The sequence below is a fragment of the Paracoccus sp. MC1862 genome (assembly GCF_016617715.1).
In the GTDB taxonomy this organism is placed as follows: domain Bacteria; phylum Pseudomonadota; class Alphaproteobacteria; order Rhodobacterales; family Rhodobacteraceae; genus Paracoccus.
Genome location: NZ_CP067231.1, coordinates 1 through 4,893, shown reverse-complemented (window position 1 = coordinate 4,893; position 4,893 = coordinate 1). Strand labels below are relative to the sequence as shown.

At 64.6% G+C, this 4,893-nt stretch carries 8 protein-coding genes; 2 read left to right on the top strand and 6 right to left on the bottom strand.

Features of this window, described 5'->3' with window-relative positions; translation table 11 throughout:
- Positions 1-194: 194 nt before the first annotated feature.
- The 5 genes from JGR78_RS17890 to JGR78_RS17870 all read right to left on the bottom strand — a co-directional run bounded on the left by JGR78_RS17890 (position 195) and on the right by JGR78_RS17870 (position 2,137).
- Complete coding sequence (locus JGR78_RS17890) at positions 195-485, bottom strand: type II toxin-antitoxin system RelE/ParE family toxin (protein WP_182806211.1); 291 nt, start codon at positions 483-485, stop codon at positions 195-197.
- 1 nt (position 486) lies between these two features.
- Complete coding sequence (locus JGR78_RS17885) at positions 487-750, bottom strand: type II toxin-antitoxin system ParD family antitoxin (protein WP_182806209.1); 264 nt, start codon at positions 748-750, stop codon at positions 487-489.
- Between the two features lie 134 nt (positions 751-884).
- Positions 885-1,184 carry a nucleotidyltransferase family protein gene (locus JGR78_RS17880; protein ID WP_182793833.1) on the bottom strand — a complete coding sequence of 100 codons (300 nt, stop codon included), beginning with the start codon at positions 1,182-1,184 and terminating at the stop codon, positions 885-887.
- Between the two features lie 356 nt (positions 1,185-1,540).
- Positions 1,541-1,837 (bottom strand): addiction module antidote protein, encoded by a 297-nt coding sequence (locus JGR78_RS17875; protein WP_182806207.1) that lies wholly within the window; start codon positions 1,835-1,837, stop codon positions 1,541-1,543.
- Between the two features lie 3 nt (positions 1,838-1,840).
- Entirely contained in the window at positions 1,841-2,137 is a 297-nt protein-coding gene (locus JGR78_RS17870) for a type II toxin-antitoxin system RelE/ParE family toxin (RefSeq protein ID WP_182806204.1), read from the bottom strand.
- 409 nt (positions 2,138-2,546) lie between these two features.
- On the opposite strand from JGR78_RS17870, the gene JGR78_RS17865 reads away from it, so the two are divergent.
- Together JGR78_RS17865 and JGR78_RS17860 are read left to right on the top strand one after the other, a co-directional pair.
- A complete protein-coding gene (locus JGR78_RS17865) occupies positions 2,547-3,275 on the top strand; it encodes a MarR family transcriptional regulator (protein ID WP_182806201.1) in 729 nt (242 codons plus the stop codon).
- Positions 3,250-3,714, top strand: coding sequence for a helix-turn-helix domain-containing protein (locus JGR78_RS17860; protein ID WP_200559601.1), 465 nt, complete (start codon positions 3,250-3,252; stop codon positions 3,712-3,714). The genes JGR78_RS17865 and JGR78_RS17860 overlap by 26 nt, the downstream gene beginning before the upstream one ends.
- Positions 3,715-3,967: 253 nt before the next feature.
- Here the strand turns inward: JGR78_RS17860 and aqpZ are convergent, their stop codons facing one another.
- On the bottom strand, positions 3,968-4,699 hold the full coding sequence (gene aqpZ / locus JGR78_RS17855) for an aquaporin Z (protein ID WP_182806213.1): 732 nt from the start codon (positions 4,697-4,699) through the stop codon (positions 3,968-3,970).
- Positions 4,700-4,893: the final 194 nt, after the last annotated feature.

The following is a 4,893-nucleotide window of genomic DNA, read 5'->3' as shown; positions in this document are numbered from 1 at the left end:
GCGGCTAGGATGCCGCTCGACGGCCTCTCTCCCGGCGGTTGCAGGGCCTCTGCCGGGGTGCAGGGCTGACCTCATGCCGCCAAAAGGGCGCGGCCCGCTTTGTCTACAGGACCGCACGCAAACCGCAGGTTTGCATAAGTGCGCACTTCTCTTTGTCGTTCGTCGGGTTCGCGCCCCTCAGAGGACCAAAACCTTCACCCCAGAAGAGAGGGCAGGTCCCGCGCGCCGTGCAGCACCCGCACGATCCGAACCTCGTCCCCGGCCTCGACAAAGAAGATCAGATACCGGCCATGCCGGGCGGACCGCAGGCCTTTGTGCAGCTCGTCCCGCACGGGGAAGCTGCCGGGCCGCTCTGCAACCTCGATCATCCGGGACTCGATCTCAGCCACGAAGGATGCGGCCCGCTCCGGGTTGTCCAGCGCGATGAAGTCCCCGATCTCGATGAGATCCATCCGGGCCGCAGGCAGAATGACTAGGCGCGCCATGTCAGGACTTGGCGGCGTAGCGGGCCCGCAGCTCGGCAAACACCTGGTCGGCCGGAAGGCTGGGGCCGCTGTCCAGGCCGGCCCTGATCGCCGCGCGCAAGGCTTCGAGGTCCTGGCGCTCTGCATCGCGGCGGCGCGTCCAGTCGCGCAGGGCCTCGCGCACGACCTCGCTGGTCGAGGCATACTCGCCGCCCGCCACGGTCTGGCGCAGCGTCTCGGCCAGTTCGGTCGGCATGGTGATGGTCATTCGCTCAACGGCGGGCATAGGGTCGCTCCTTACGAGAATCATACTTCCTCATACTTATGATGCTTTTCGGGCAAAACCAGAAAGCGGGATTGCGCCCTGCTTCCTCCCTCCGGCCTTCCTGTCTCGCTATTCGGCCAACCGGTCCGGCGCTCTCAAACCGGGACCGCCTGCCGCAGCACGTCAGCCCGGATGTGGGGAGGAAGATCCATCGGGGTCTTCACATCGACGCGCACCCCAAGGGCCTCCTCCAGCGCGTCCTGCAGGCCGCCCAGGTCGAAGAGCGTGGTTTCGGGCAGCGGCTCGACCAGCACGTCCAGATCGCTTCCTTCACGATCCTGCCCAGTCACAACGGAGCCGAACACACGGGGATTGGCGGTGTGATGCCGGGCCGCAAGTTCGCGGATCAGGCTGCGCCCGTGTCGCAGGGCCTGGGAAGGGGTTTGCAGAACCATGGCGGGGCGCCTCCTGTGACCCAATGTAGGCGACCCGGCCGCGCGCGGCAAAAGAACCCGACCAGACGGACCTCCTGACGGGCAGGATGGCTCAGCGCCGCTCTCCTGCCCCTTTTTAGGCCCCTTACCCAAAACTCGGGCAATGCCACTCAGCGGCCCTCTCCGTGGCTCTCAGGGGCGTCCTGCGAGGAACCAAGGGGCGGCCGGGCAAGCGCCCTGAGGCGCAGGAGAGCCGAGCCGGAACCAAGGGGCCGATTGGAAGGGTGAACACTGGCAGGAAATGCGGAATGTTTACACGACCCCGGAGAGCCCTCTGGAGAAGGGCAGGAACCAGCTCCTGACAGGACCAAGCTGCGTCAGGCCGCAGGCTGGATCGAGACCTTCAGCCCGAGCGCCTTTGCGACCTTCATCACGGTGGACAGCGTGGGGTTGCCCTCGCCGGACAGCGCCTTGCTGAGCCCCACCCGGCTCATGCCGACCTCACGGGCCAGGGCGCTCATGTTCCGGGCGCGGGCCACGGTCCCGAGGGCGCGGGCGAGATAGGCCGGATCGTCGCCACCTTCCTCCATGACGGCTTCGAGATAGGCGGCAATGTCCGCCTCGGTCTGGAGGTAGTCGGCCGTGTCGTAGCGGGCGAAGGTTTCCTCAGACATCGCTCAATCCTTCCATTCTGCGGCCAGTGCCTTGGCCTGCTGGATGTCCCTGCTCTGCGAGGACTTGTCGCCGCCGCAGAGCAGGATGACGAGAACGGGACCGCGCTGGAGGTAATACACACGGTAGCCCGGCCCGTAGTTGATCCGAAGCTCGGAGAGGCCTTGGCCGATCGGCTCGGCATCGCCGGGATGCCCCATCGCCAGCCGGTCCAGGCGCGCGACAATGCGGGCAACGGCACGACGGTCGCGCAGGCCGGACAGCCAGCGGTCGAAGGTGGCGCTTCGGATCAGTTCGATCATCTGCAAACTATAGTTATCAAGTTAGGGGCTGACAACGGAAGGTGTCAAAGCGTCCTGCACCTCAAGGAAGCTTGCCAGAGCGAGGGGACGTGAAGGCCGGTCAGAAAAAGGAGAGGGGTAGAAGTGGCAGGAACTGTCGAATGTTTACACGCCACCCGGACAGGGCGCGCCGGTCCCTGTTATCAGACCCCGGTCCCACCCCGATCCTTCCTGTTCCCCAGCCTGCGGCCGTGCCACTTGGACCGGCAGGGCAAATGGGGAGAGGGACCGCGCCTCTTATGTTCTTAGGATACATGGATACGCTGGAGCGTTTTGCCGGTTTCGGCCTTGCCACGCTGGCTGCGAAGCCGATTGACAGTTGTCACTACAACAACTTTAGTTGTCACTGTGACAACTATTGGAGCGCGAGATGCCCAGAGCGACCATCCATGAGCTGCGCCGGTCGGGCGTGTCGCAGGAGGACATCGAGCTTGCCAAGGCCACCCAGGCAGCGCAGCGCCGTAATGGCGCCCCGGTGCAGTCGATCGCCGTGCTGGTCGGCGCTGCGCTGCCCCGTCAGCGCCCCAACCCGAACCCGCCAACCGACCTGACCGACCGCGCCCTGCGCCGCCGTGGCGCCTACGACCAAGCCGCCCTGCTGGCCGATCAGCAGGCCCTTCAGGAAAGCAGCCCGGAGCGGGCCCTGAAGGCCCGCCAAGCCGCCACGACCTTGAAAGAGCTGTCCGCCAGCAACCAGATCGAGTTCGACTTCTTCGGAGGCAACGTGAGCATCGCTTTCCAGTATCAGGACGCCGTAACCGAACGCCTGTTTGAAGCGGCGCCAACGCCCACCAAGGCCAAAGAGGCCGGCATGATCCTTTGGTCGATCTGCCGTCACCTGTCCTGGCAGTCCTATGAGTGCAGCAAGACCGCCGCTGACCTTTGCGAGATCACCCGCACCGATAAGGCGCAGATGGCCCGTGCCTTGGACCTGCTAGAACAGGTTGGCGCCATCCGCCGGGTAAAGCGCGGCCGAACCAAGATCATTACCGTCACGCCGGAGGGCGCCTTCCGGGGCAACGTCAACACCCACGCGCAGGCCGTCGAGCGTTATCGGCTGGACGTGATCGAAGGTGGCAAGTCTGACAGCGAGAAGTGACAATCTGACTAATATTGTCACTGACATGTCACTGCCAATGTTGACACCTCAACAGGCGGCAAGCCGCGCCGAGGTTTCGCGCGGCACCATCATGAACGCCATAAAAGATAGGCATCTAGTTGCCAGACGGGACAACCGGAACCGCTGGCAGATCGACCCTGCGGACCTGTCAAAATGGCTGTCAGACCGCTCTGACATTGCCACTGTCAAGGCTGTCACCGTTGACAGTCAGCAGGTGCCACTTCCCGAGGAAAACCTGATCCGCATCGCCGTGCTGGAGGCGGAGCTGAAGGGCAAGGATCAGCGGATCGCGGACTTGGAGCGCGACCGCGACGACTGGAAGGCGCAGGCCCAGGAGCTGGCCCGCCGCGATGCTTCCCAAGTGCAGATCGACCCCTCCTCTCCGCCCCGCCGCTGGTGGCCTTGGCGCCGGTCCTGAGCGCCCCCCGGCTCAACCTCCGGGCGTCCTCCCCCCGATAACGGGTGTTATGGGAAGCGGCGGAAGGGGGGCAGATACTCGCGGTAAGGTTGTGGGCGGAGGGCGCATAGTGGTGTGTGAACATCCGGCAGTTCGTGCCAACAGAGATGCTCAGGTTTTGCCTGCTGGCTTCGGCGGCCTCTCCACCGAGGCCGCTGCATAAGGCGTGTCAGCAGGGTCCTGCTTTGCAAAGGCCAGAAGGGGCTCGAGCGCGTCAACCTGGGCTGCGGACCCCACCCATCACCGGCTCCTCGGGCTGCGGGCTCACCCAGCGATAGAGCACACCACCCAGCGCGCCCCCAATCAGCGGCGCCACCCAGAAGAGCCAAAGCTGGCCGATGGCCCAGCCGCCTTGGAAGAGCGCGGGTCCTGTGGACCGCGCTGGATTCACCGAGGTGTTGGTCACAGGAATGGAGATAAGGTGGATAAGCGTGAGCCCCAGCCCAATGGCGATGGGGGCGAAGCCCACCGGCGCCCGTCCATGGGTGGCCCCCATGATAATGAACAGGAACCCGGCCGTCAGCACGACCTCGGTCACGAAGGCCGAGCCCAGCGAGTAGCCGCCAGGACTGTGCTCGCCATAGCCATTGGACGCGAAGCCTGAGGCTGCCGCATCGAAGCCGGGAGCGCCGTTGGCGATAATGTAAAGCACCAGCGCGCCCAAGATCGCGCCCAGGACTTGCGCCACGATGTAGGGCAGGATTTGCGAGGGCGGGAAGCGTCCACCGGCCGCGAGGCCCACCGTCACGGCCGGGTTGAGGTGGCAGCCGGAGACATGGCCAATGGCATAGGCCATGGTAAGCACCGTCAAGCCAAAGGCTAGCGACACGCCCAGAAGGCCGATGCCCACCTCAGGAAAGGCCGCAGCCAGCACCGCCGAGCCACAGCCCCCGAAGGTGAGCCAGAAGGTACCAATCAACTCGGCTGCATACTTCTGAGGGTTCATCGTCGGCATCTCCCGAGAGGCCAGTCTTTGCTGGTTCTTTTTGTGGTCTCACGACAGCACGAACCAAGTAAAGCTTTTTGACACGGCCGAACTCAAAAAATCTTTGCTGGTAAATTGCTTACGGCGGAAGCCTGTGACCAGCGCGGGAGGCGGGGTTAAGCCCTCCCGCAGGCGCGATCTGCCTAGCGATCGCA